The 22,098-nt window shown below is 62.6% G+C and carries 24 protein-coding genes; 13 read left to right on the forward strand and 11 right to left on the reverse strand.

What is annotated here, in order from left to right; genetic code table 11:
• Positions 1-9: 9 nt before the first annotated feature.
• On the forward strand, positions 10-435 hold the full coding sequence (locus tag GC1_RS03760; protein WP_019295856.1) for a TIGR01244 family sulfur transferase: 426 nt from the start codon (positions 10-12) through the stop codon (positions 433-435).
• Between the two features lie 262 nt (positions 436-697).
• On the opposite strand, the gene GC1_RS03765 is transcribed toward GC1_RS03760, so the two are convergent.
• From GC1_RS03765 to GC1_RS03785, 5 genes are all read right to left on the reverse strand, one after another.
• Positions 698-2,053 carry a FliM/FliN family flagellar motor C-terminal domain-containing protein gene (locus GC1_RS03765; protein WP_019295854.1) on the reverse strand — a complete coding sequence of 452 codons (1,356 nt, stop codon included), beginning with the start codon at positions 2,051-2,053 and terminating at the stop codon, positions 698-700.
• An 84-nt stretch (positions 2,054-2,137) separates the two neighbouring features.
• Positions 2,138-4,816: an ATP-binding protein gene (locus GC1_RS03770; RefSeq protein ID WP_019295853.1), complete on the reverse strand. Its 2,679-nt coding sequence runs from the start codon at positions 4,814-4,816 to the stop codon at positions 2,138-2,140.
• Positions 4,816-5,157: a hypothetical protein gene (locus GC1_RS03775; protein ID WP_019295852.1), complete on the reverse strand. Its 342-nt coding sequence runs from the start codon at positions 5,155-5,157 to the stop codon at positions 4,816-4,818. The genes GC1_RS03770 and GC1_RS03775 overlap by 1 nt, the downstream gene beginning before the upstream one ends.
• Before the next feature lie 7 nt (positions 5,158-5,164).
• Entirely contained in the window at positions 5,165-5,545 is a 381-nt protein-coding gene (locus GC1_RS03780; protein ID WP_019295851.1) for a response regulator transcription factor, read from the reverse strand.
• A 92-nt stretch (positions 5,546-5,637) separates the two neighbouring features.
• Entirely contained in the window at positions 5,638-6,936 is a 1,299-nt protein-coding gene (locus GC1_RS03785) for a helix-turn-helix domain-containing protein (RefSeq protein ID WP_019295850.1), read from the reverse strand.
• Positions 6,937-7,167: 231 nt separating this feature from the next.
• On the opposite strand from GC1_RS03785, the gene GC1_RS03790 reads away from it, so the two are divergent.
• From GC1_RS03790 to GC1_RS03825, 8 genes are all read left to right on the forward strand, one after another.
• Positions 7,168-8,514 carry a substrate-binding protein gene (locus GC1_RS03790; RefSeq protein ID WP_019295849.1) on the forward strand — a complete coding sequence of 449 codons (1,347 nt, stop codon included), beginning with the start codon at positions 7,168-7,170 and terminating at the stop codon, positions 8,512-8,514.
• Between the two features lie 130 nt (positions 8,515-8,644).
• The gene (locus tag GC1_RS03795) at positions 8,645-9,667 is read left to right on the forward strand and encodes a branched-chain amino acid ABC transporter permease (protein ID WP_019295848.1); all 1,023 of its coding nucleotides are present in this window, start codon (positions 8,645-8,647) and stop codon (positions 9,665-9,667) included.
• A gap of 3 nt (positions 9,668-9,670) precedes the next feature.
• On the forward strand, positions 9,671-10,876 hold the full coding sequence (locus GC1_RS03800; protein ID WP_019295847.1) for a branched-chain amino acid ABC transporter permease: 1,206 nt from the start codon (positions 9,671-9,673) through the stop codon (positions 10,874-10,876).
• Between the two features lie 12 nt (positions 10,877-10,888).
• Positions 10,889-11,644: an ABC transporter ATP-binding protein gene (locus tag GC1_RS03805; RefSeq protein ID WP_019295846.1), complete on the forward strand. Its 756-nt coding sequence runs from the start codon at positions 10,889-10,891 to the stop codon at positions 11,642-11,644.
• A 12-nt stretch (positions 11,645-11,656) separates the two neighbouring features.
• Positions 11,657-12,412: an ABC transporter ATP-binding protein gene (locus tag GC1_RS03810; protein WP_019295845.1), complete on the forward strand. Its 756-nt coding sequence runs from the start codon at positions 11,657-11,659 to the stop codon at positions 12,410-12,412.
• Positions 12,413-12,684: 272 nt separating this feature from the next.
• Positions 12,685-12,945 (forward strand): PepSY domain-containing protein, encoded by a 261-nt coding sequence (locus GC1_RS03815; protein WP_036761925.1) that lies wholly within the window; start codon positions 12,685-12,687, stop codon positions 12,943-12,945.
• Between the two features lie 65 nt (positions 12,946-13,010).
• Positions 13,011-13,553, forward strand: a complete 543-nt coding sequence (locus tag GC1_RS03820; protein WP_019295843.1) for a cytochrome b/b6 domain-containing protein — start codon at positions 13,011-13,013, stop codon at positions 13,551-13,553.
• The gene (locus tag GC1_RS03825) at positions 13,550-14,095 is read left to right on the forward strand and encodes a helix-turn-helix transcriptional regulator (protein ID WP_019295842.1); all 546 of its coding nucleotides are present in this window, start codon (positions 13,550-13,552) and stop codon (positions 14,093-14,095) included. Before GC1_RS03820 ends, GC1_RS03825 begins: the two co-directional genes overlap by 4 nt.
• A gap of 8 nt (positions 14,096-14,103) precedes the next feature.
• Here GC1_RS03825 and GC1_RS03830 read toward each other — a convergent pair whose 3' ends face one another.
• On the reverse strand, positions 14,104-15,600 hold the full coding sequence (locus tag GC1_RS03830; RefSeq protein WP_019295841.1) for a class I adenylate-forming enzyme family protein: 1,497 nt from the start codon (positions 15,598-15,600) through the stop codon (positions 14,104-14,106).
• Positions 15,601-15,695: 95 nt separating this feature from the next.
• Between GC1_RS03830 and GC1_RS03835 the strand changes: the two genes are divergently transcribed.
• The 4 genes from GC1_RS03835 to aat all read left to right on the forward strand — a co-directional run bounded on the left by GC1_RS03835 (position 15,696) and on the right by aat (position 18,959).
• The gene (locus tag GC1_RS03835) at positions 15,696-16,232 is read left to right on the forward strand and encodes a PAS and helix-turn-helix domain-containing protein (RefSeq protein WP_019295840.1); all 537 of its coding nucleotides are present in this window, start codon (positions 15,696-15,698) and stop codon (positions 16,230-16,232) included.
• Positions 16,233-16,388: 156 nt separating this feature from the next.
• Positions 16,389-16,892, forward strand: coding sequence for an acetyl-CoA carboxylase biotin carboxyl carrier protein (accB, locus tag GC1_RS03840; protein ID WP_019295839.1), 504 nt, complete (start codon positions 16,389-16,391; stop codon positions 16,890-16,892).
• 9 nt (positions 16,893-16,901) lie between these two features.
• A complete protein-coding gene (accC, locus tag GC1_RS03845) occupies positions 16,902-18,251 on the forward strand; it encodes an acetyl-CoA carboxylase biotin carboxylase subunit (RefSeq protein WP_019295838.1) in 1,350 nt (449 codons plus the stop codon).
• A gap of 75 nt (positions 18,252-18,326) precedes the next feature.
• Positions 18,327-18,959: a leucyl/phenylalanyl-tRNA--protein transferase gene (aat, locus tag GC1_RS03850; protein WP_019295837.1), complete on the forward strand. Its 633-nt coding sequence runs from the start codon at positions 18,327-18,329 to the stop codon at positions 18,957-18,959.
• Here aat and GC1_RS03855 read toward each other — a convergent pair.
• The 5 genes from GC1_RS03855 to clpX form a co-directional block, all read right to left on the reverse strand.
• Positions 18,923-19,285 (reverse strand): DUF2155 domain-containing protein, encoded by a 363-nt coding sequence (locus tag GC1_RS03855; protein ID WP_019295836.1) that lies wholly within the window; start codon positions 19,283-19,285, stop codon positions 18,923-18,925. The genes aat and GC1_RS03855 overlap by 37 nt on opposite strands.
• A complete protein-coding gene (gene mlaD, locus GC1_RS03860) occupies positions 19,282-19,737 on the reverse strand; it encodes an outer membrane lipid asymmetry maintenance protein MlaD (protein WP_019295835.1) in 456 nt (151 codons plus the stop codon). Before mlaD ends, GC1_RS03855 begins: the two co-directional genes overlap by 4 nt.
• A 25-nt stretch (positions 19,738-19,762) precedes the next feature.
• The gene (locus tag GC1_RS03865) at positions 19,763-20,149 is read right to left on the reverse strand and encodes an NADH:ubiquinone oxidoreductase subunit NDUFA12 (protein ID WP_019295834.1); all 387 of its coding nucleotides are present in this window, start codon (positions 20,147-20,149) and stop codon (positions 19,763-19,765) included.
• A gap of 134 nt (positions 20,150-20,283) precedes the next feature.
• Positions 20,284-20,649, reverse strand: a complete 366-nt coding sequence (locus tag GC1_RS03870) for a RidA family protein (protein ID WP_019295833.1) — start codon at positions 20,647-20,649, stop codon at positions 20,284-20,286.
• A gap of 66 nt (positions 20,650-20,715) precedes the next feature.
• Positions 20,716-21,984 (reverse strand): ATP-dependent Clp protease ATP-binding subunit ClpX, encoded by a 1,269-nt coding sequence (gene clpX / locus GC1_RS03875; protein ID WP_019295832.1) that lies wholly within the window; start codon positions 21,982-21,984, stop codon positions 20,716-20,718.
• Positions 21,985-22,098: the final 114 nt, after the last annotated feature.

The raw sequence follows: 22,098 nt of genomic DNA on the forward strand, positions 1-22,098 counted from the left end.
ACTAAGGCCATGGATGCACGCGTAATCACCCCCCGATATTCAGTCTCGCCGCAGATCTCTGCCGAGGACATGCCTGCCATTGCAGATGCCGGCTACAAGACGGTGATCTGCAACCGCCCGGACGAGGAAGTGCCGCCCAGTCACCAGGCCGAGGCGATCCGTGCCGCCGCTGAGGCCGCAGGGCTGCGGTTCGAGGTGCTGCCGCTGACCCATCAGACCATGACTCCGGATAATGTTGCGCTGCAGAGGGAACTGTACGAGGGCTGCGAAGGCCCTGTGCTGGCCTATTGCGCCTCCGGCACGCGCTGTTCGGTGGTCTGGGCGCTGAGCCAGGCCTGCGACATGGCTGCCGACGACATCCTGCAGAAAACCCAGGCTGCGGGGTATCAGCTGGATGGGCTGCGTCCGGCGCTGGAATCACTTGCAAGCAACTGAGCGCGGGCAGCTGATCTGCTCCAAGACGCGCTGCAGCCTGCCCGGCGGGGCAACTGATTGGACATGCATCGAAGGCAGCAGTTCAAGCAGCGCAAAGGAAGTGAATCCTGAGACACTAAACAAGGCGCTGCCACGCTGTTTAAGCCAGGTTCACAAACCCGCTTGATCCCGCAAGCCGTTGATGACCTGGGGAAAACTGGCATCGCAGGCGCCCAATTTTTCGGCTGTTCCAAACAAGGGGCTGGCCGCTGCCTTCAGCGCCTCAGCTTTCAGGCAGAGCGCCATCGAAGCCGGCGAGCTGGGAAATTTCATCCATATCCCCGGCCGCGAAATCGCCAAGATCACCGGCGGGGAAATCTGGCAGTTCGGGAAGATCAGGCAAATCGGTCAAGCCGCCGTCAAGCCCGTCCATGCTCATCGCGCCTTCACCTTCGAGCATGGGCATGCCCATCGGATCGGCCCCACCATCGAGGCCGCTGCCCAGATCACCGCCAAGCCCGCCGCCGAAACCTGCGTCCAGACCATCACCAGCGCCTGCGTCCAGCGCTGAACCCTCCAGCCCCGGCCCAGCATCAAGCGCGGGCAGGCCCATGTCATCCATCGGATCCTGCAGCCCTTGGGCAGCAATCCCCATATCCATTTCCAGTGCTGGCGCCGGTTCCGGCATCGTTTCCATGCCGCCGCCTTCGGAAAATGCGGCCGCTTCAGCGCCGCCGTTACGCGGCTGGCTGTTTCTGGGCGGGTTCAGACGCACAGCCCGCGAGCCGTTCATCTGGCCAAGACGCCCCTGTGCAACCGGTTTGCCGCCAATGGTCAGCAGATCCGTTTCATAGAGAAAGGCCGAATCCAACGGGATGCTATCGCCAATCTTGAGGCTGGCAAACTGCTGCACCGGCACGCGCATCTTGCACAGCACAGCTGTCAGCTCCGCACGAATCGAATCAAGGCTGGCGCCAAGCGACGGGCCGTTGGCGCTGCCCTGGCCGTCTTGCAGTTCTTCCGCAGTTGGTTCTGGCAGGATCAGCTTCATCACGCCCTGCATGGCACCGCAGGCGAGATCCAGGTTCAGTTCGATTACCCGGTAGTCATCGGCCTCCATCCCCAGCACCAGGCTGCGAACGTTTTCGACCTGGGCACCGAAGCGGTAGCCGGAAAACAGGGACTGGTCCGTCTGACCGTCCAGCATAGCCACAACTTTGGCAAAGCTGCGCTCCAGGAAATCGGCCGTCATTGCCGCGTCGGTCGGTGTGTAGTGACGTTCAGACGGTGCCTTGCCGATCACCGCCCCGATGGTCTGCTGCTGGATCAGCGCCGTAACAGTAGCCGCATCCATGCTGGCAGCCCCCAGCCGCCCCTGCGGGCAGTCCAGCACCACCAGCAAATCCTTGTCGGATAGCTGATCAGCCAGGTCCTCGGACATCCGGTTGGACTGGCGCGCGGCCAGCACCGCCATCGGCAGATTGCAGAGATCCGCAGCCGCGCGCGCAACCGAACGGCGCAACGCCTTCAGGGTCAGGGAACTGGTGAGCCCCCCGGCGCCTTCCTTGGTCGCCGCCAGCTTACGTGCAAGCACACTTTGCCTGCCGCTGCCTGCCTCTGCTGCTTCTGTCTCAGACATAGGCTGTTTAACCTGCCCCTTGCGCGTCCCGTTTCCCCGGTTTTAACCGAAAGGGGGTTAACAACTTCTGTATTCCGGCGCTGGTTATGCAGCCTTTTCACCTGCAGCGGGCAGAGAAACCCGGAAAGCGCCGCCGCCGTGTCCAGGCAGATAGGAGACATCGCCGCCCAGCCGCTGCATGACCTCGCGGCAGATCGCCAAGCCCAGGCCGGCACCGCCTGCCCGTTCCGGGCTGACCCGCGCAAATTTCTCGAAAATCATCTGCTGGGCGTCCGCTGGCACACCACTTCCATTGTCAAAGAAATCAACATGAAGCCGCCCGCCGGACATCGAGGCGGAGACAGACAGCTCCGGCTGCTCCGCGTCGCAATATTTCTGGGCATTGGCAATCAGATTGATGAACACCTGCGCCAGCCTGTCTAGATCGGAGGTCAGGCGAAACCCTTCCGCCTCCGGGCGGCGGCGGACCCGCAGCGGCTGATCCGACCCTGCCAGAGCGGCAGCAACAGCATGATCCAGCACTTCGGACAGGGTGCCGACGGTAATGTTTAGGCTGACCTGCCCGCTTTCGAGCACACTAAGATCGAGCAGGTCATTCAAGAGCCGCGTCAGACGCAGTGTTTCATCATGAATGATTCCCGCATAGCGGCGCTGCTCCTGCGCATCGAGCTGCCCGGCATCCCGCAGGATCTCGGAAAACGCCCGGATTGAGGTCATAGGCGTGCGCAACTCATGGCTTACCTGGCTCAGGAAGGCATCCTTCTGTTCTGAAATCTGAGTAAGCTTCTCGTTTGTTTCCCTAAGCTTACGCGCTGTTGCCGACAATTCCGCCGATTGCGCCTCTAGACGGCTGGAATATTCCAGCATCTGTGCTGTCTCATCCGCCACCGCCAGCAGATCGGCAACCGAAACCGATGAGCCGCCGGCAATCTGGCCGATCATCGCATGCGCCGCAGCCGCCCCGATGGAGGCACTGAGTTCCCGTTCCAGCCGTTCCAGAAAGGCAGGCGTCGGTTCCGGCAGCGGGCCGCGGCCGCCTTGGCGCATCCGCTCGCGCTGGAAAAATGCCTGCGCTTCCGTCGCCCCCAGGATCCGCTGCGACATGATCATCAGATCCTCGCATTGCGCCACCGAACCGGTCCAGCCGCGCGGGCCCGCGGAATGGTCGAATACATTGACGAACTGCGCCCCCTGCAGCCGCTCCAGCGGGCTGGGGAAGCTCATCAGCGAGACCAGGCAGAACACTATTGCATTGAGGCTCATCGACCACATCACAGCGTGGACCGTCGGATCAAGGCCCTCGATACCGAACAGCGCCTCGGGACGCAGCCAACTGAGACCGAACAAGCCGTATCGCAAAATGTGCTCCGGCAGCAGCCCGCCGCCCAAGGCCGGCAGCAGCATGGTATACAGCCAGATTGCAAACCCCACTGTCAGCCCCGCAAGCGCGCCGCTGCGGGTGGCGCCGCGCCAGAACAGGCCGCCCACCAGCGCGGGCAGCAACTGCGCCACACCGGCAAAGGAAATGAGGCCAATGGCCGCCAGCGCCGCGGCGCCCCCGGAGAGGTGGTAATAGAAATACCCCAGCGCCATGATCGCAGCGATCGACACCCGCCGCGACAGCAGCACCACATCGCGCACATCGCCCGATACGGACGCCTGCCGGTTTTGCAGCCGCAGCCAGACCGGCATCACGATGTGGTTCGACACCATCGTCGACAGCGCCATTGCCGCCACAATCACCATAGACGTGGCCGAGGAAAACCCGCCCAGGAAGGACAGCATCGCCAGCCCCTGCTGGCCTTGCTGCAACGGTACCGTAAGGACAAACATGTCGGGGTTCGACCCGGCAGGCAAAAGGTCCAGCCCGACAACGGCAATCGGCACCACGAACATCGAGATCAGCAGCAGGTACAGCGGAAAGGCCCAGGACGCGATGCGCAGGTGGCGCTCATCCTCATTCTCCACCACCATCACCTGGAACATCCGCGGCAGGCAGATGAAGGCCGCAGCAGCCAGGAAGGTGATCGTGGCCCAGCGGCTGCCATCGACATTCCACTGCCCGATCTGGGAGGCGTCGATGCGCGCCAGCGTTTCGCCGATGCCGCCGGCAATACCCCAGACAACAAAGACCCCCACCGCCAGCAGCGCGGCCAGTTTGACAATCGCCTCCAGCGCAACCGCGGTTACCACACCGTGGTGGCGCTCATTGGCATTGAGGTTGCGGGTGCCGAACAGGATCGCAAACACCGCCAGCCCCGCAGCAACCCAGAACACGATGGAGGTTTCGTTATACCCCCGCAGCGGGTCGGCCTCTGCAAAGATTGCAAAGGACAAGGTAACGGATTGCAATTGCAGTGAAATATACGGGGTGACGCCAATCACCGCCAGTATGGTCACCCCGGCGGCCAGCAGGTTCGACTTACCATACCGCGAGGACAGGAGGTCAGCGATTGAGGTGATCCGCTGGCTGCGCCCGATCCGCACCAGCTTGCGCAACCCCCACCACCAGCAGATCATCACCAGGGACGGGCCCAGGTAGATGGTCACGAACTCCAGCCCGGACCGCGCCGCATAGCCAACTGCGCCGTAAAAAGTCCAGGCAGTGCAGTAGATTGACAGCGACAGCGTGTAGATCAGCGGCGAACGCATCCAGGCCGCGCTCTTGCCCCGCGTTGCCATGCGGTCAGCCCAGAAAGCGATGAAGAACAGAAAGGCCACGTAGGCCAAACAAACGAAGGCAAGAACGTTGAGGGAGGCCATTAGCTGCCTGCCTCTCTGCCAGCGGGCTGCTCTGGGGAGCTTGTCCCATCCGGTCCGCCGCCGGTCCAGTGGTCGGCCCACCGCTGCACCGCCAGGCTGAATACGAAACAGGCGGCGATCAGCCCGATCCAGACCGCAAAGATATAGATAATGGCCGACGACATGCTGACCCCGCCACGCGCCGCTGGATGGGCCGAAGCCTCGGGCCACAGCAGCGGCAGCGCCAGCAACAGAGCGCCGATCAGCGGCAGCAGCCGGGAAATGTCCATCAGCCGGCGGCGGCGGTAGGTCTGGCGCTCTGTCCGGGTCCCCGCCTGTTCTTCGCCGCTTCCCAGCGCCATGGCGCCCTTATCCCTGCCCGGCCTGGGCATGCAGGTCGCGGACCGCAGTTAGAACCTCGGCGTTGGAGAACGGTTTGGTCATAAAGCGGGTAACGCCTGCCTTTTCTGCCATTTCGCGGTCGCGCATCTGGCCGCGGGCGGTCAGCATCAGGACCGGCAAGGCCTGCATGCCCTCTAACGCGCGCAGTTCGCGCACGATTTCCAGCCCGCTTTTGCCCGGCAGCATCAGATCCAGTATCACCAGGTCCGGACCCGCATCCCGGATCACCTCGACCGCGGTTGCACCATCGGTGTGCGCATCCACGCTCCAGCCGTCGCGCATCAGCAGAAACCGGATCGCCTCGGTGATGTTCGGTTCGTCTTCAATCAGAACAACATGCCTGCCCATCAGCAGAATTTCCTCCCGGCGCGGTCCTGCGGCCTGCTCGGCCCGGACACGCGGTTATTTTTCCGCAGGTTAGCCCCCTGCCCGCATGAGTGTCAAAACTCTTCCTTAAGGATCGAAGGTTCGCGCCGCGCCGGGCAGGCTTGGCGCGGGCAGATCCGGCAGCTGGCTCCCACCGGCTGCGGATCCTCGGCGTCCTTGGCCCCGGGCAGAATCAGCATCACCGCGCGGTACAGGGGGTCCTCACCAAAGTCCGGCTGTTTCTGCATCCAGGCCGTGGCCATGCAATCAAACGCCGCGGCATTGCGCCCGTGCTGCACCACATTGCGCCGGACCGGCACATTGGGGTTCACCAAAGCAGTATAAAGCGGCCAAAGCGGGCATGAAGCACCGAAGCGCGGCATCGCAAAGCCGGTCACCGGCTTGCGGAACAACAGCGTGCCGGAGGCATCGCAGATCACCAGCCCGGCCTCCTGGCTAAGCACCTCCTCCGGCAGCGCCGCGAGGCGGCGCAACACCACAGGCAGCCCGCAATTGAACCGGCCCGCCAAAGCAACCGGGTTTATCCCGCTCGCGGAAATCTCTTGTTCCAGAGCTTGCAGGGGCATCGCACGCGCGTCGGACTGGTATTGCGCTAGCGCTGCCTGGGCGAGGCTGCGGGCCGCCTCGCCGGTCAGGTCCGGCTCGTCCCGCACCAAATCCTCGGGCGTGGCAGAGCCGTCTTCAAGGGCTGGGAAATGAAAACCGCTGTTCTGAAAAAACACCTCGGCCTCCTCCTGCGGCATGCCGCGCCGGTCCGCGCCGCTGCCGTCCTCATCGAGAAAGCTGACCAGCACCCGGCTGCTTTCAGACAGGCGCAGCGAGTCCTGGTTGAGGTTTTTATGGAACCGGTCCCGCCACTCCGGTTCCAGCTCACCGGTTTCCGCAAGGATCGAAGCAGTGGAGCGGATCGCAGCAGCGGTCGACAGCACCTCATGCACCGAGGCTGCCAGGTTGGGGTCATGTGTCAGCCGGTCAGACAGAGTTTCCACAGTGCGCTCAAGCGTGGAGATGCGGCGGTGCCCTGCTGCCAGAACCTCTGCCCAGCCCGGAAAGCGGCCCGCAAATTCATCGACCCGGTCCAGTTCTGCCACCGGCACCCCGCTGTCTGCCGCCGCCTCCCGCAGGGTGGAGATCAGCGCCGCTTCCGCCCCCTCGCTCAGCATCGAGGGCTCGACTCCCAGCACACCTGCAATCCCGACCAGCAGCTTGCCGCCGATTCTGCGCCGGTTGTGCTCAATCAGGTTGAGGTATGAGGCCGAGATCCCCGCCTCCCGCGCCAGTTCGGCCTGGCGCATGCCCAGGATCAGCCTGCGCTCGCGGATCCGGCTGCCGGTCAGGGTATCGCGTGCCATGATGGCGGGCCTCCCAAAACACTTCCATTTCAACGGCTTTCTGCAACGCAAAATAACTTTGTTTACAGATGGCCGAAACTTATTGTTCAGTTCTTTACAGAATTTTCAAGCAGTAAAAGGGTTTTATTGCCTGAGTTTACATGTGCCTCTCATACTGATTTTGCACGCAAAGTGCTGGTACCGCGCAGAAGTGAGGAGCTGCAAGGCACCAATCATATCAGGGAGGAATACATGTCTAAATTTGACGCATCGCGCCGCAGAGTCCTTAAGACCGGCGCAATTGCAGGCGCCGGCGTGGCGCTGCCAACGATCTTTACCGCCTCTTCCGCCGCGGCATTCACCAACGAGCCGACCGGCGGAACTGTTACTCTTGGCTTCAACGTGCCCCAGACCGGCCCGTATGCCGACGAAGGCGCTGACGAGCTGCGCGCTTATGAGCTTGCGGTTGAGCACCTGAACGGCGGCGGCGACGGCGGCATGATGAACACCTTCAGCTCCAAGGCGCTGCAGGGCAACGGCATCCTGGGCAAGAAGGTCGAGTATGTCACCGGCGACACCCAGACCAAGTCCGACGCTGCCCGCGCCTCTGCCAAGTCGATGATCGAGAAGGACGGCGCGGTGATGATCACCGGCGGCTCCTCTTCCGGTGTGGCGATTGCCGTTCAGGGCCTCTGCCAGGAGGCAGGCGTGATCTTCATGGCTGGCCTGACCCACTCCAACGACACCACCGGCAAGGACAAGAAGGCCAACGGTTTCCGCCATTTCTTCAACGGCTACATGTCCGGCGCGGCACTGGCGCCGGTGCTGAAGAACCTCTATGGCACCGACCGCACCGCCTATCACCTGACCGCAGACTACACCTGGGGCTGGACCCAGGAGGAATCGATTGCAGCCGCCACCGAGGCGCTGGGATGGCAGACCGTGAACAAGGTCCGCACCCCGCTGGCTGCAACTGACTTCTCCTCCTACATCGCCCCGGTGCTGAATTCCGGCGCCGACGTGCTGGTGCTGAATCACTACGGCGGCAACATGGTGAACTCGCTGACCAATGCGGTGCAGTTCGGCCTGCGCGACAAGGTGGTGAACGGCAAGAACTTTGAAATCGTGGTGCCGCTCTACTCCCGCCTGATGGCCAAGGGCGCCGGCGAGAACGTCAAGGGCATCCACGGCTCCACCAACTGGCACTGGACGCTGCAAGATGAAGGCTCCAAAGCTTTTGTGAAATCCTTCGGCACCAAATACGGCTTCCCGCCGAGCCAGGCCGCGCACACCTGTTATGTGCAGACCCTGCTTTATGCGGATGCAGTGGAGCGCGCCGGCAGCTTCAACCCCTGCGCAGTTGCCGAAGCCCTGGAAGGCTTTGAGTTCGACGGCATGGGCAACGGCCCGACCCTCTACCGCGCCGAAGACCATCAGTGCTTCAAGGATGTTCTGGTGGTGCGCGGCAAGGAAAACCCGACCTCGGAATTCGACCTTCTGGAAGTGGTCGAGGTCACCCCGCGGGCACAGGTGGAATACGCACCGGATCACCCGATGTTCGCCGGCGGCAACCTGGGCGCCTGCAACCCGGGCGCATAAGCCAGCCACAGGGCACCGGAACTCAACGGAGTTTCCGGGCCGGAGTCCGCACCGGGTTCCGGCAGCCCCAACCGGCCCGTCCGCTCCCCCGCCGGACGGGCCTTCCCCAACCTGACGCACGGTGGGACCCATGGACGCCATTCTCCTGCAAATCCTGAACGGGCTCGACAAAGGCTCGGCCTATGCGCTGATCGCGCTGGGTTTGACACTCATCTTCGGCACGCTGGGCGTGGTGAACTTTGCCCATGGGGCGCTGTTCATGATCGGCGCCTTCTGCGCCGTCACCCTGCAGCGCATCCTGAACCTCAGCTTCGAACTCGTAGACGAAACCCAAACGGACTTTCTGGGCAACCCGCTCAAAGTGAAAACCCCCTATGTGGAGGCCTGGTTCGGCCCCGACATCGGCGGCAGCATCATCGACTGGGCGGTACCTTTGGCGATCCTCTTTGCGATCCCGATCATGATCGGCGTCGGCTATGTGATGGAGCGCGGGCTGATCAAACATTTCTACAAGCGCCCCCACGCCGACCAGATCCTGGTGACCTTTGGCCTCGCCATCGTGCTGCAGGAAGTGGTGAAATACTTCTACGGCGCCAACCCGATCCAGACCCCGGCCCCGGATGCCCTGAACGGCGTTGTGAACCTGGGAGCCGCCATTGGCATGGACATCGTCTATCCGGTCTGGCGCGTGGTCTATTTCTTCTTTGCGGTGCTGATCATCGGCGGCATCTTCAGCTTCCTGCAGTTCACCACCTTCGGCATGGTGGTGCGGGCCGGCATGGCAGACCGCGAAACCGTGGGCCTCTTGGGCATCAATATTGACCGCCGCTTCACCATCATGTTCGGCATCGCCGCCGCTGTCGCCGGCCTCGCGGGCGTCATGTACACGCCAATCAATTCCCCCAACTACCACATGGGCATGGACTTCCTGGTCCTCAGCTTCGTGGTCGTGGTTGTCGGCGGCATGGGCTCGCTGCCCGGCGCGGTGCTGGCGGGTTTCCTGCTGGGCGTGCTCGAAAGCTTTGCCTCGATGAACGAGGTCAAATCGCTGCTGCCCGGCATCGACCAGATCATCATCTACGTGGTCGCAATCATCATTCTGCTGACCCGGCCGCGGGGCCTGATGGGCCGCAAAGGCGTGATGGAGGAATAAGACATGTTCGGACTCGACAAAAAAGACACATCAAAGCTGATCATCGTCGCCTGCCTCGCGCTGCTTGCGCCCTTCATCCTGAACCCGTTCCCAACGGACAGCGCCCTGGCGCAGTTCAACGCGGGCTATCCGGACCTGATGCAGCGTTTCGTGATCTTCGGGATTTTCGCCATCGGCTTCAACATCCTCTTCGGCCTCACCGGCTACCTGTCCTTCGGCCACGCGGCCTTCCTGGGTGTCGGCTCCTACTCCGCCGTCTGGATGTTCAAGCTGATCGGCATGAACGTGATCCCGGCGATCGTGCTGTCGGTGATTGTCGCGGGCCTGTTTGCGCTGCTGATCGGCTTTGTCAGCTTGAGACGCTCAGGCATCTACTTCTCGATCCTGACGCTGGCCTTTGCGCAGATGTCCTTCAACCTCGCCTATTCAGTGCTGACCCCGATCACCAACGGCGAAACCGGCCTGCAGCTGACGCTGGAAGACCCCCGCATCCTGGGCGTTTCTGCTACCGCGGACGGCTCGATCCCGGTGACCAACCTGTTCGGCCTTGAAATGCGCTCCACCTTCGAGATGGCGGTCGGCCCCTGGGCCTTCCAGTTCAACGCCGGCTACTACCTCTGCGCGCTGATCATGCTGGCAGCCTTCTACCTGTCGATCCGCATCTTCCGCTCACCCTTCGGCATGATGCTGCGGGCGGTGAAGTCGAACCAGCAGCGGATGAACTACACCGGCCTCAACACCCGTCCCTACACCCTGGCCGCCTTTGTGATCTCCGGCATGTATGCAGGTCTTGCAGGCGGGCTGATGGCCTCGATGGATCCGCTGGCTGGCGCGGAGCGGATGCAGTGGACCGCCTCCGGCGAGGTGGTGCTGATGACCATCCTCGGCGGCGCCGGCACGCTGATCGGCCCGGTGCTGGGCGCGGGCTTCATCAAGTACTTCGAGAACATTTTCTCCAAGATCAACGACAACGTGCTGCACACCTGGTTCAGCTTCCTGCCGGACGGGATGGAGGACGCGGTGGTGTTCATCATCCACCCCTTCATCGGCAAGGGCTGGCATCTGACCCTCGGCATCCTGTTCATGCTGGTGGTGATCTTCCTGCCCGGCGGCCTGGTTGAGGGCGGCCAGCGGATCAAAGGCTGGCTCAGCCGCCGCAAGGCCAAAGACGGCGGCAAGGCTGCCGGCGAAACCAACCCCGCGGAATGAGGAGACAAAACAATGGGTATCCTTGAAGTCAAAGACGTGGGGAAACGGTTCGGCGGCCTGCAGGCGCTCTCAAACGTGAACCTCAGCGTTCAGGAAAATTCGGTCCACGCAATCATCGGGCCGAACGGCGCCGGCAAGTCCACGCTGCTGAATTGCCTGGTGGGCAAACTGATCCCCGACACCGGTTCCGTCATGTTCGACGGCCAGTCGGTGCTGGGCCGTGCTCCTTACGAAATCAACCAGATGGGCATCAGCCGCGTGTTCCAGACGCCAGAGATTTTCGGCGACCTGACGGTGCTGGAAAACATGATGATCCCTTGCTTTGCCAAACGGGACGGCGCGTTTGAGCTGAACGCCCTCTCCGCGGTGCTGAAACAAAAGGACATTCTGCAAAAGGCTGAGCATATGCTGGAAGAGATGAACATGGCGGACAAGCGGCATATGCACGCCGCCGCCATGTCCCGCGGCGACAAGCGGCGGCTGGAGATCGGCATGTGCCTCAGCCAAGAGCCACGCCTTTTGCTGCTGGATGAGCCGACGGCCGGCATGGCCCGGGCCGACACCAACAACACAATCGACCTGCTGAAGCAGATCAGCGAAGAGCGCGACATCACCATCGCCATCATCGAGCACGACATGCATGTGGTGTTCAGCCTCGCCAACCGGATCACCGTGCTGGCCCAGGGCACACCCCTGGTCGAGGACGATCCGCAGAACATCCGCGGCAACCCCAAGGTGCGCGAAGCATACCTGGGCGAGTCGGCTTAAGGAGGAACCAAGATGAACGTCAAACCCGATTTCTCCAAGAATGCCAACGTCGCCACCACCGCACCGGCTTTCCTGTCGGTCTGGGATGTGCACGCCTATTACGGCGAGAGCTACATCGTGCAAGGCATCAGCTTCAACGTCCATGAGGGCGAGATCCTGGCGCTGCTGGGCCGGAATGGCGCGGGCAAGACCTCGACCCTGCGGTCCATCGCCCGCACCGGCTCCCCCATGGTGACCCGCGGCGAAATCTGGCTGGACCACAAGCCGCTGCACAACATGGCCTCGCACGAGGCCGCCGCTGCGGGCCTGGGCCTGGTGCCTGAGGACCGCCGCATCATTCCCGGCCTGACAGTGGAGGAAAACCTGCAGCTGGCCCAAATCGCGCCGCCCATCGGCTGGTCGCTGGAGCGTCTCTATGACTTGTTCCCGCGCCTTGGCGAACGCCGCAAGCAGGAAGGCGTGACGCTTTCGGGCGGCGAGCAGCAGATGCTGGCGATTGCCCGGGCGCTGGCCCGCGACATCAAGGTGCTGTTGCTGGATGAACCCTACGAAGGCCTCGCTCCGGTGATCGTGGATGAGATCGAAAAGACCCTCATCCACATCAAGGAACAGGGCATGACAACCATCATTGTCGAGCAGAACGCGGTCCGCGCCCTGGAACTGGCGGACCGCGCGGTGATCCTCGATACCGGCGGCATCGTCTTTGACGGCACCGCCGCAGAGGTCCTGGAAAACGAGGAGCTGCGCGCCGAATACCTGGCGATCTGAACCGTATCCCAGACTTCATCTCCGCTGTGCCAGCCACCCGCAGGTCGGCACTGGGTGACTAAGGCCGGCTCTGTTCAGGGCTGGCCTCTTTTTTTGTACCTGGAGGCACCCGAACACTCCATTCGAAGCCATAAACTCCGGGTATAGACCGCAATTCCCCGCCCTTATCCAACCCGGAGCCTATTCAGCAGGTCCGCCCCGCTCCCGATGTCGATGCCACAGGCCGCGCCAATCCGGCACGGCATCCGACACAACACGTAAAGGACCAAGACATGCGAAAATCCCTGAAACTCATCGCCCTTGCCCTCACTCTTCCTGCCGCAGCAGCTTTGGCCTCGGAAACCGCAATCAGCGCCGGCGCCGAAACCAAGATCCGCGACCTGCTGACAGGCCAAGGTTATGAGGTCACCGAAATCGAGGCCGAGGACAGCATGTTCGAAGCCGAGGCCACCAAGGACGGCAAGGCCTACGAATTCTACCTGAACGATCAATTCGAAGTCGTGAAAATCGAGGAAGACAGCGAAGACGATTGATCGCCCCCGCTTATGCGCTCCCTGGATGCGGTCGCCTCCGCATCCGGGCTGAACAGGAGGATGAAATGCAAAAAGCCTATGTCTGGGATCCGCTGGTGCGGTCGTTTCACTGGCTGCTGGCGGGCGGCTTTATCACCAACACGCTGCTGACCGATCCAGACGGAACCCTTCATCACAATATCGGCTACTTTATCGCAGCACTCGTGGGGTTCCGGGTGATCTGGGGCCTTACCGGCAGCCGTTATGCCCGCTTCTCCAGTTTCCCGCCTGATCTGGGCGCCGCTGCCGGTCAACTGACCGATATCGCAACCGGACGAGTGCGCCGTCACAAGGGCCACAGCCCCTTGGGCGCCTTGATGACTTACAACCTGCTGCTGACACTGCTGGCGGTCGCCATCACTGGCTGGATGGCGGTCACTCCCGCATTTCAAGGTATTGGCTGGCCGGAAGACCTGCATGAGGCGCTGGTTTCCTGGGCTGAGTTCTCGGTTGTCCTGCATGTGGCCGCCGTGCTGTTCGAAAGCCGCCGCACCAAAGTCAATCTGGCGCGCGCGATGGTCACTGGCTACAAGGAACTGCCCAAGACCGACGCGGAGCCTGCGCCATGACCCTAAACCGGCAAAACCCGGCCAAACCCTGGATCCTGATTGCCGTCATCGCCGTGCAGGCCCTCTGCGCGGCGGTGTTTCTGGGCGATATGATTGCCGATCTCTCTGGTATGGAGGCTGCTGAAGCCGAGCAAGGCGAAGGCCCACACGCTTATATCGAGGGGCTGGCAGCGCTGGCGCTGGCGGCGGCAATCGTGATCGAGACCCGCATCCTGATGTGGCTGATGCGGCGCAAGGCGCATCTGGAGGAAAGCCTGACCTCGGCACAAGCTGCAGTGCAGGAGGTGATCGACACTGAGTTTGCCAATTGGGGCCTGACGCCCGCCGAGTTGGACGTGGCAAACTTCCTGGTCAAGGGCCTCAGCACAGCAGAGATCGCCGCCATGCGCGGCAGTGCCGAGGGCACGGTCAAGGCACAGCTCAACGCGATCTACCGCAAGTCCGGCACCGGCAACCGGGCCGAACTGATGAGCCTGTTGATAGACACCCTGATGGGCCAGCGCCAGGCGGTTGCGGAAAACGGCTCTGCCCGCTCCGCCTAAGCGGCCCATTACAGCATCTTGCGCAGCTCGGTTTTTAGCACCTTTCCGTAGTTGTTCTTGGGCAAGGCATGGATACGGATATACTCTTTGGGCCGTTTGAAACGGGCAATCCGGTTGTTGCACATCTCATCCAGCTCGGCATCTGGCGCATCGCCCACGACAAAGGCCACCACTTCCTCGCCCCAATCCGCGTGGGGGCGGCCCACCACAGAGACTTCACGCACCTGAGGATGCAGCAGCAGCACCTCCTCCACCTCGCGCGGATAGACGTTGGACCCGCCGGTGATGATCATGTCCTTGGAACGGTCCTGCAAGGTCAGATAGCCGTCCTCGTCCAGCACCCCCATGTCGCCGGTCATCAGCCAGCCGTTGACCAGCGTCTTGGTGGTGGCTTCGGGGTTGTCCCAGTACCCGGGCATCACCGCATCGCCGCGCACCATGATCTCGCCGTGGCACCCGGCTGGCAGGAATTCCCCCTCCGGCGTGCCGATCCGCACCTCCACCACGCTCTGCGCCTTGCCGACGCTGGCCAGCCGCTCTTTCCAGCGCGGATGCGAACGGTCCTGCACGTCATTGCGCGGCAGCGCGGTGATCGCCATCGGGCATTCGCCCTGCCCGTAGACCTGCACAAAGACCGGACCGAATTGCTCCACCGCCTCCATAATGTCGGCGACATACATCGGCCCGCCGGCATAAACGACCGTGCGCAAACCCTCGCCCTTGCGGCTCAGCCGCTTGGCCTCCGATGTCATGCGCGTGACCATCGTTGGTGCGGCAAACATGTGGACCCGCTCGAAATGCGCGGCAAGATCAAAGATCTCCGCCTCGTCAAAACCTCCGGACACCGGGCAGACATGCCGCGCACCTGCCAGAACATGCTGGATTGCATAGATCCCCGCGCCATGGCTCATCGGCGCCGCGTACAGCGCGTGATCCTCCGCGCTCACTTGATCCACGTCCGCGAAGTAGGCAATGGCCATGGTCATCAGCATCCGGTGAGTGATCATCACACCCTTGGGCCGGCCCGTGGTGCCGGAGGTGTAAAACAGCCAGGCCAGATCTTCCGGCAGGCGCGACGCGGGTTCCGACACCGGATCTGCCTGCAACGCGGCGGCATAGTCCGCGCCGGTGATATCCACGCAGCGCACCTCGGCCTCGGTGCCTTCGACAGCCTCCGTCAGGCCCGGCGAGGTGAACACCAGCCGGACGCCGGAGTTTTCAAGGATGAATTCCGCCTCCTTGCCATGCAGCTTGGCATTGATAGGTACCGCCGCCGCGCCGGCATACCAGATGCCATAAAGCGCGATCAGGTAGTCCGGGCAGTTCTTCATGAAAATGCCGACCCGGTCCCCGGGCGCGATGCCCTGCGCCCGCAGCCAGCCGGCAAGTGAGGCCGCACGCGCATGGAACCCGGCGTAATCTGCAACCAATTGCTGCCCCAGATACAGCGCCGGCCGCGCCCCCTCTGCCGCGGCCATCCTCGCCAGCCACACTGCAATGTTCATCCCAATCGCCTCCCCGGCTTGCCGTTGCGGCCGGAAACTGGCACGCACAAGCAAAGCCCTTCAATTCCGCAAAAATACCTGCGTAAGAATACCATATGAGCGATCTTGCCTTTGAACATGCCCCTGTAGGCCTTGCGGTTCTGGAACGCCGCGTCATCACCCGGTGCAACCTGCAATTCGCGGCGACCTTCGGCGGCGCGCCCGGCGACTACACCGGAATGCTGGTTGCTGAGCTTTATCCCAGCCAGGAAGACTTCAACCGCATCGGCGCCCTTCTGCAGCAGCCCGAGGCGCAAAGCGGCAGCTACAGCGACGAGCGCATCATGCGCCGCCGGTCGGGCGGCTTGTTCTGGTGCCGGGTGCGGGGCCGGTCAGTGACGCCGGAGGCGCCGTTTCAGACCGGCATCTGGTCCTTTGCCGATATTTCCGACGACCGCCCTGTCGTTTCCCTCACCCCGCGGGAACGCGAGGTGGCGATCCTTACCTGCAAGGGGCTGTCAGCCAAGGAGATCGGCAAGCAGCTGGACCTGTCCTACCGCACGGTGGAAAGCCACCGGGCGCATCTGTTGCAGAAATTCGGCGCCCGCAAGCTGCCGGAGCTGGTGGCCAAACTGACCGGGATGCCTCTTTGACCAGGAATTTCCTGCCGGCAATTGCGAATCCGCGCCATAGCCCTCATGTTACAGCCCAGTTCAGGAGTGCTTTCCTTGCGGTAATCCTTGCCCTATAAGCGCCCTAATTTCCTGCCCGCCCCTCCGGCGGGCCTGTCGGAATTGGCTGAGGACAATATGACCAACAAATCTCACGAAGCTGACGTGGCATTCATCAAGGCGCTGGCGGAGCTGCTGCGCGAAAACGACCTGACCGAGCTGCAGGTCAAACGCGACTATGGCGACGACGACAGTCTGAACGTGCGTGTGTCGCGCCAGACTGCAATGGCAGCTGCACCGGTGCAGGTACAGGTTCCTGCCGCAGCTGCCCCCGCACCGGTTGCTGCCGCAGCCGCGCCTGCCTCTGCTGCCGCCCCTGCAGCTGCAAACGACGATCCGGCCAGCCATCCCGGCGCCGTGACTTCGCCGATGGTCGGCACCGTCTACCTGCAGCCGGAACCCGGCTCGCCCTCCTTCATTTCGGTTGGCCAGCAGGTCAGCGAAGGCGACACCCTGCTGATCGTCGAAGCGATGAAGACCATGAACCACATCCCGGCCCCGAAATCCGGCACCGTGAAGCGCATCCTGGTCGAAGACGGCGCCGCTGTTGAATTCGGGTCCCCCCTGGTCATCATCGAATAAGGGTCTGCCATGTTTGACAAGATCCTGATTGCCAACCGCGGCGAGATCGCCCTGCGCGTGATCCGCGCCTGCCGGGAGATGGGCATCAAGTCCGTCGCGGTGCACTCCACCGCAGATGCCGACGCGATGCACGTCCGCATGGCCGATGAATCGGTCTGCATCGGGCCGCCCTCCGGCGCCCAAAGCTACCTGTCGATCCCGGCCATCATCTCGGCTTGCGAGATCACCGGCGCCCAGGCGATCCACCCCGGCTACGGCTTCCTGTCGGAAAACGCTAACTTCGTGCAGATCATCGAAGACCACGGCCTGACCTTCATCGGACCCTCGGCGGCGCATATCCGCATCATGGGCGACAAGATCACCGCCAAGGAAACCGCCAAGAACCTCGGCATCCCGGTGGTGCCCGGCTCCGACGGCGGCGTGCCTGATATTGGCGCAGCCAAGAAGGCCGCCGCGGACATGGGCTACCCTGTGATCATCAAGGCCACCGCCGGCGGCGGCGGCCGCGGCATGAAGGTGGCCAAGGACGAGAAAGAGCTGGTTTCGGCCTTCTCCACCGCCCGCTCCGAGGCCAAGGCCGCCTTCGGCAATGACGAAGTCTACATGGAGAAATACCTCCAGAAGCCGCGTCACATCGAGGTTCAGGTCTTTGGCGACGGCAAAGGCACCGGCATCCATCTGGCGGAACGCGACTGCTCGCTGCAGCGCCGCCACCAGAAGGTGTTCGAGGAGGCCCCCGGCCCCTGCATCACCCCGGAAGAGCGTGCCCGCATCGGCAAGATCTGCGCCGACGCCATCGGCAAGATGGGCTATTCCGGTGCCGGCACCGTCGAGTTCCTCTATGAGGACGGCGAGTTTTATTTCATCGAGATGAACACCCGCTTGCAGGTGGAACACCCGGTGACCGAGGCCATCTTCGGCGTCGACCTGGTGCGCGAGCAGATCCGGGTGGCCGAAGGCCTGCCGATGTCCTTCACCCAGGAAGACCTGGAGATCAACGGCCACGCCATCGAAGTGCGGATCAACGCCGAGAAACTGCCGAACTTCTCGCCCTGCCCGGGCAAAATCACCCAGTACCACGCCCCCGGCGGCCTGGGTGTGCGGATGGATTCGGCGCTTTATGACGGCTATTCGATCCCGCCTTACTATGACTCGCTGATTGGTAAGCTGATCGTGCACGGCCGCGACCGGACCGAGGCGCTGGCGCGCCTGAACCGGGCCCTGGGCGAGCTGATCATCGACGGTATCGACACCACCGTGCCGCTGTTCCACGCGCTCCTGCAGGAGCAGGACATCCACACCGGCGATTACGGCATCCACTGGCTGGAACGCTGGCTGGAAGAGAACACACCGGGTTAAAATCCTGCGGGGCGCACCATCCGGATGCGCCCCGTTTTACATTTCCCTGCCTTTCCACTTTATACTGGCGGCATCATGAGCCTGACTGCCGATCTTTTGCTGCACGCCTATTCCGCCGGTGTTTTCCCGATGGCCGAACACCGCGACGATCCCGAAGTGTTCTGGGTCGACCCCAAGCGGCGCGGGATCCTGCCGCTGGACGGATTCCGCATCTCCCGCTCTCTCGCCAAGCGCATCCGCAACGGCGGCTTCGAGATCACCGTGAACCGGGATTTCGCAGGTGTCGTGGACGGTTGCGCCGACCGGGCAGAAACTTGGATCAACAGTGAAATCCGCGACCGCTACCTGGAACTGCATCTGATGGGCAACGCCCACTCGCTCGAGGTCTGGCACCAGGGCGAACTGGCAGGCGGCACATACGGCGTGTCTCTGGGTGGCGCGTTCTTCGGTGAAAGCATGTTCTCCCGCCGCCGGGATGCGTCAAAGGTGGCACTTGCCTATCTGACCGACCGGCTGGTGCAGGCTGGTTTCACCCTATGCGACACCCAGTTCCTGACCCCGCATCTGGCCTCCCTTGGCGGCGTCGAAGTGACACGCGCACGCTACCGCGCGCTGCTGCGCGAGGCTTTGGACAAGGATGCGGATTTCATGCGGCCGGCAGTTCCGGATCCTCAGCTGCTTTTGCAGCGGATGACCCAGACGTCGTAACGGTTGTGGTCCAGCGCGTTCAGCGCCGGGCTGGAGGCAATCATCCAGCCCTGAAAATGCTCTGCCCCGTTTTTGGGGTCCTGAACCGACAAATAGGCAAAGGCATCGCCCGTCGGGTTTTCCGCCGGATAGCGGCAATCCCGCACAGTCACCAGAAGGCCGAACATCTCTGCGCTGGCGCCAATGGCGACCTCAGCATCGACGGAATGCCCGTTCACCTTGTCAAGCGCGCGCAGCACCGCAGCGGTGCCTTGTGCGGCCTGCTCCTGCCCCCAGGCGGGCATAGCCAGCACCACCGCCGTCAGCGCTGCCGTCAGCCGCTTCACGACTCTTCCTCACCGCCGCCAGCCACGAATTTCACCAGCAGCGAAATCAGGCTGACCGCGCCTTGGGTATCTTCAATCTCGTCACCCGCCTCAAAGGCAAAGGGCGATCCGCCCGGCATGATCTCAACGAAATTGCCGCCCAGCAGGCCTTCGGAGGAAATCACCACGGCGCTGTCGTCGGGGATCTCGATACCATCTTTAACCGAAAAAACGGTATCGGCGCGGAAGGTTTCCGGGTTCAGGCCCACACCGGTCACGGTGCCGATCTTGACCCCGGCCAGCCGCACGTCGGTGCCGACGCTGACGCCTTCCAAAGAGCGGAAAGACGCATTCAAATCATAAGTGGAGCCGGCACGCGACAGGCCAGCCGCCTGTCCTGCATAAACGGCAAAGCCGATGGCCGCCGCCAGCACGATGCCGCCGGCAAAAACTTCAGTAGGATTATGGGACATGAAATCAGCCTTTTGGCAGATGTGTTTACTCGGGCACCCAGGCCTCGTAATCGCGGCGCTCTTTCGGCTCGCCGCCCGCGCGGATCGACCCGGCCGGCGCATAGGCCATGATGGTGCCGGTCAGGTTTTCCTGATGCGGCTTTTCCCAGGCCTTGTGCTTCAGCGGCTTTTCGCTCGGCACCTCGTCAAAGGTGCGGTGCAGCCAGCCGTGCCAGTCGGGGCTGATGCGGGAGGCTTCCACTTCGCCGTTGAACATCACCCAGCGCTTGCTGTCATCCGCGTTGCGGTAGAACACGTTGCCCTGGTCATCTTCACCCACCTTGATGCCCTTGCGGGCGGTGAAGATCCGGGTGTTCAGGGTGGAGCCGTTCCACCAGGTCACAGCGCGCAGAAGTGTGTTCAGGATTCCCATGGGTGCCTCCGGATTTTTCCGACTTCGATATGGCCCAATTTCCCGCCAAGGTCCAGTGGCTTGCGCCACGGGCAGCCTGTGACTTGGCGGGATTTGGCAGATTTGCCTCAGCGGCCTCTGTGCCGCTGGCAGGGTCAGCCCTCAGCGGGTGCCAGCGCGGTCAATTCGATCTCGATCCGGAATTTGGGGTCAATCAGATTGCATTCCACCATGGTGGCCGCCGGCGGGTTGGCGCCAAAGGTTTCCGCCAGAATGGGCCAGCAGGGTTCGAACTCCGCTGCATCCGGCAGGTAATAGTTCACCCGCACTGCGTCGGCAAAGCTGGCGCCTGCCTTCTCCAGCGCCGCACCTATGGTGTCCAGCGCCGAGCGGCACTGGGCCACCACGTCGTCGCCCTGCCCTACGGTTCCAGCAACATGCACGAAACCGCCGGCGACCACAGCGCGGCAATAGCCGATCTTGGCCTCGAACTCGCCGCCCGAAGAAATCCGCTTGATCATGTTTCTCTCCTCAACATGAAAGCGGCGCGGAAATGACCGCGCCGCTCTATCAGAAACTTTCGCCAGTCAGCCCGCTGACGCCGGCTCTTTCTCCGCATCCGCGTGGATCATCAGCGGTTGCGCGTCAGAGGTCACGGCCTCCTCGTTCACAACCACCTTGGTGACGCTGTCCATGCCCGGCAGGTCGAACATGGTATCCAAGAGGATGTCTTCCATGATCGAGCGCAGGCCGCGGGCGCCGGTCTTGCGTTCTATTGCCTTCTTGGCAATCGCGCTCAGCGCCTCGTCGGTGAAGTCCAGCTCTGTGTCTTCCAGCTCGAACAGGCGCTGGTACTGCTTGACCAGGGCGTTCTTCGGCAGGGTCAGAATGGTGACCAGCGCATCCTCGTCCAGATCTTCGAGTGTTGCCAGCACCGGCAGACGGCCGACGAATTCCGGGATCAGGCCGAATTTCAGCAGGTCTTCCGGCTCCAGATCCTTGAAGATCTCGCCAACGCCGCGCTCGTCATTGTCGCGCACATCAGCCCCAAAGCCCATCGCCGAGCCCTTGCCGCGCTGCGCGATGATCTTGTCGAGGCCGGCAAAGGCGCCGCCGCAGATGAACAGGATGTTGGTGGTGTCCACCTGCAGGAATTCCTGCTGCGGATGCTTGCGCCCGCCTTGCGGCGGCACAGAGGCGACGGTGCCTTCCATCAGCTTCAGCAGTGCCTGCTGCACGCCCTCGCCCGACACGTCGCGGGTGATTGAGGGGTTTTCCGACTTGCGGGTGATCTTGTCGACCTCGTCGATATAAACGATGCCGCGCTGCGCGCGCTCAACGTTGTATTCCGACGCCTGCAAGAGCTTCAGGATGATGTTCTCGACATCCTCCCCCACGTAACCGGCCTCGGTAAGCGTGGTGGCATCCGCCATAGTGAAGGGCACATCCAGGATCCGCGCCAGCGTCTGCGCCAGCAGCGTTTTGCCGCAGCCGGTCGGGCCGATCAGCAGGATGTTGGATTTCGCCAGTTCGATGTCAGAACCCGCCTTCTGGGCGTGGTTCAGACGCTTGTAGTGGTTGTGCACCGCAACCGACAGCACGCGCTTGGCGGTGGCCTGGCCGATCACGTAATCATCCAGCACCTGGCAGATATCCTTGGGCGTCGGCACGCCGTCGGTCGCCTTCAGCCCGGAGGCCTTGGTCTCTTCACGGATGATATCCATGCACAGTTCAACGCATTCATCGCAAATGAATACGGTGGGGCCAGCGATCAGCTTGCGCACTTCATGCTGGCTCTTGCCGCAGAAGCTGCAATAGAGGGTGTTCTTGCTGTCGCCGCCTGAATTCGTCGCCATGGTCTACCTTTCAGTCCGCCCGGTCCGCTGCGCCCGCGCTGCGGGGCAATTCATCTTTTGGCCAGCTTAAGCCAGTGCTTAGGCCGCCACAATGTGAAAGTGCGCCCCATCTGA

Origin of the sequence: Leisingera sp. ANG1 (assembly GCF_000203975.2) — a bacterium.
Lineage (GTDB): Bacteria > Pseudomonadota > Alphaproteobacteria > Rhodobacterales > Rhodobacteraceae > Leisingera.

Bases quoted from the DNA above. Each gene is read 5' to 3' on its own strand.
- GC1_RS03775 (WP_019295852.1), bottom strand. From the start codon at position 5,157: ATGGCGCTGGGAAGCGGCGAAGAACAGGCGGGGACCCGGACAGAGCGC.
- GC1_RS03785 (WP_019295850.1), bottom strand. From the start codon at position 6,936: ATGGCACGCGATACCCTGACCGGCAGCCGGATCCGCGAGCGCAGGCTG.
- GC1_RS03870 (WP_019295833.1), bottom strand. From the start codon at position 20,649: ATGATCAAGCGGATTTCTTCGGGCGGCGAGTTCGAGGCCAAGATCGGC.
- GC1_RS03760 (WP_019295856.1), top strand. From the start codon at position 10: ATGGATGCACGCGTAATCACCCCCCGATATTCAGTCTCGCCGCAGATC.
- GC1_RS03820 (WP_019295843.1), top strand. From the start codon at position 13,011: ATGCAAAAAGCCTATGTCTGGGATCCGCTGGTGCGGTCGTTTCACTGG.
- GC1_RS03770 (WP_019295853.1), bottom strand. From the start codon at position 4,816: ATGGCCTCCCTCAACGTTCTTGCCTTCGTTTGTTTGGCCTACGTGGCC.
- GC1_RS03800 (WP_019295847.1), top strand. From the start codon at position 9,671: ATGTTCGGACTCGACAAAAAAGACACATCAAAGCTGATCATCGTCGCC.
- accB (WP_019295839.1), top strand. From the start codon at position 16,389: ATGACCAACAAATCTCACGAAGCTGACGTGGCATTCATCAAGGCGCTG.
- mlaD (WP_019295835.1), bottom strand. From the start codon at position 19,737: ATGTCCCATAATCCTACTGAAGTTTTTGCCGGCGGCATCGTGCTGGCG.
- GC1_RS03805 (WP_019295846.1), top strand. From the start codon at position 10,889: ATGGGTATCCTTGAAGTCAAAGACGTGGGGAAACGGTTCGGCGGCCTG.
- accC (WP_019295838.1), top strand. From the start codon at position 16,902: ATGTTTGACAAGATCCTGATTGCCAACCGCGGCGAGATCGCCCTGCGC.
- aat (WP_019295837.1), top strand. From the start codon at position 18,327: ATGAGCCTGACTGCCGATCTTTTGCTGCACGCCTATTCCGCCGGTGTT.
- GC1_RS03865 (WP_019295834.1), bottom strand. From the start codon at position 20,149: ATGGGAATCCTGAACACACTTCTGCGCGCTGTGACCTGGTGGAACGGC.
- GC1_RS03780 (WP_019295851.1), bottom strand. From the start codon at position 5,545: ATGGGCAGGCATGTTGTTCTGATTGAAGACGAACCGAACATCACCGAG.
- GC1_RS03765 (WP_019295854.1), bottom strand. From the start codon at position 2,053: ATGTCTGAGACAGAAGCAGCAGAGGCAGGCAGCGGCAGGCAAAGTGTG.
- clpX (WP_019295832.1), bottom strand. From the start codon at position 21,984: ATGGCGACGAATTCAGGCGGCGACAGCAAGAACACCCTCTATTGCAGC.
- GC1_RS03835 (WP_019295840.1), top strand. From the start codon at position 15,696: ATGAGCGATCTTGCCTTTGAACATGCCCCTGTAGGCCTTGCGGTTCTG.
- GC1_RS03825 (WP_019295842.1), top strand. From the start codon at position 13,550: ATGACCCTAAACCGGCAAAACCCGGCCAAACCCTGGATCCTGATTGCC.
- GC1_RS03815 (WP_036761925.1), top strand. From the start codon at position 12,685: ATGCGAAAATCCCTGAAACTCATCGCCCTTGCCCTCACTCTTCCTGCC.
- GC1_RS03830 (WP_019295841.1), bottom strand. From the start codon at position 15,600: ATGAACATTGCAGTGTGGCTGGCGAGGATGGCCGCGGCAGAGGGGGCG.
- GC1_RS03795 (WP_019295848.1), top strand. From the start codon at position 8,645: ATGGACGCCATTCTCCTGCAAATCCTGAACGGGCTCGACAAAGGCTCG.
- GC1_RS03790 (WP_019295849.1), top strand. From the start codon at position 7,168: ATGTCTAAATTTGACGCATCGCGCCGCAGAGTCCTTAAGACCGGCGCA.
- GC1_RS03810 (WP_019295845.1), top strand. From the start codon at position 11,657: ATGAACGTCAAACCCGATTTCTCCAAGAATGCCAACGTCGCCACCACC.